The 1,445-nt window shown below is 47.0% G+C and carries 1 protein-coding gene; it reads right to left on the bottom strand.

All coding sequences use genetic code 11. From position 1 onward, the window contains the following. Positions 1–147: 147 nt before the first annotated feature. On the bottom strand, positions 148–963 hold the full coding sequence (locus B0F88_RS16680; protein ID WP_104425076.1) for an SAM-dependent methyltransferase: 816 nt from the start codon (positions 961–963) through the stop codon (positions 148–150). Positions 964–1,445 lie beyond the last annotated feature (482 nt).

Below are 1,445 nucleotides of genomic sequence, written 5' to 3'. Positions count from 1 at the left end.
TACCAAGCCCCAAGCTCCATCCAATCAGATGCCAGCCTAAATTTGCATAACCATTGGTTATAAGAAACGACTGCTTGAACCAGCCATTCCCGCAGTGCAAGGACGCACCGCCACTGAAAAATCCGGGATGGATTTATTCAGCATTTACTATAACTTCCTTGCAGTAACCACCATGTACCCCAGGTTTTCACTCATATATTCAAACAGGTAAACCCAGTCATCGATTGCTTTGTCGGCAGCGTCGTTAAACAGCTCTGTAATTTCCTGCTTATGCTCGGCAAGGGTTTCCTTGAGTTTGGGAACCAGCCAGGGCATCACGTTTTCCGTAATATCATCGATCCCTACCAACTCGAATCCTGTTTCCGCCATCAAGGCGGGATAGTCTTCTTTAGCAATAAAGCTGGAGTGGATATGTTGCTGAACAAAGGCTTTGAACTCTTCAGTCGTGGTCGGCAGGGTCGGCAGATCAGTCAACACCAACGTCGCGCCGGGCTTCAACACCCGGTTGGCTTCAAGCAGGGCGTCCCGGTGCCCCATGTGAAAAATAGACTCAAAAAACCAGCCGCCGTCATAGGCCTGATCTTCGTTGGGTATGTCCAGAGCGCTGCCGTGAATAAACCGGAGTTTGTCCTGCATGCCTTCGGCCTGGGCTCTGGACGTTGCGCTCTGTTGTTGGAACTTGCTGATGGTGATGCCGTCTACCGAACAGCCTTTGGCCTTGGCTAATTTCATCGCCGGTTGCCCTACCCCGCAACCAAGATCGATAAACCGTTGCCCTTCCCGTATTTGCGTCTTGTCGATCATTATCTGCGCCAGCTTGTCCGCAGCGGCGGCAAAATTGTCATCGGCATTGTTTTCATCCCAATAGCCCCAGTGCAAATGCCCACCAAACAATATCGGTCCCAATTGACCTTCCGGTGAATCATACAGGGTGGCGACTTGTTCCGACTCTGAACCTAGCATTGTGAACATCTCCTAATCTGTTATTTGGCATAAATTATCAAGCCGGCATGCGCACGTATTCAGCTTTGCATTTTCTTTCGTTTAATCTGGACAGATCAAATCACAACGTCATATCAAAAACTGCATATAAAACCGGCTTTGCCCGATTATAAAGGCCCTTATTGCTAAAGACTACTTTTATATCGACTGCCGACTGCCGCTAATAGCCAATGAAAACTATCCAATTTTATAGGCGGCGATCCGCCCTATCAATCGGGCGCGCTGCATTACCAAGATTTTATCAACCAGCATGCCAAACCGGGGTATTTGGCGAAGCCTTTTCAGGGAATAGTTTTGTGTTATTTTCGTCAACCATTCAAGGATTCCAAAATAGTTTAATACTGACAGCGCATTAAAATAATGAAAAATGGATTTCAATCTGTCTGATGCCTATAATGCAAAAAAAACTTAACCGAAAAATGGTATTTATTGGGAGGTCGTGG

The organism is Methylobacter tundripaludum, from assembly GCF_002934365.1.
Classification (GTDB): Bacteria; Pseudomonadota; Gammaproteobacteria; order Methylococcales; family Methylomonadaceae; genus Methylobacter_A; species Methylobacter_A tundripaludum_A.
Note: the sequence above shows the minus strand (reverse complement) of the source record. Positions and strands in the feature narration are given on the sequence as shown.

Coding starts and splice junctions, on each gene's coding strand:
- B0F88_RS16680 (WP_104425076.1), bottom strand. CDS start 963: ATGCTAGGTTCAGAGTCGGAACAAGTCGCCACCCTGTATGATTCACCG.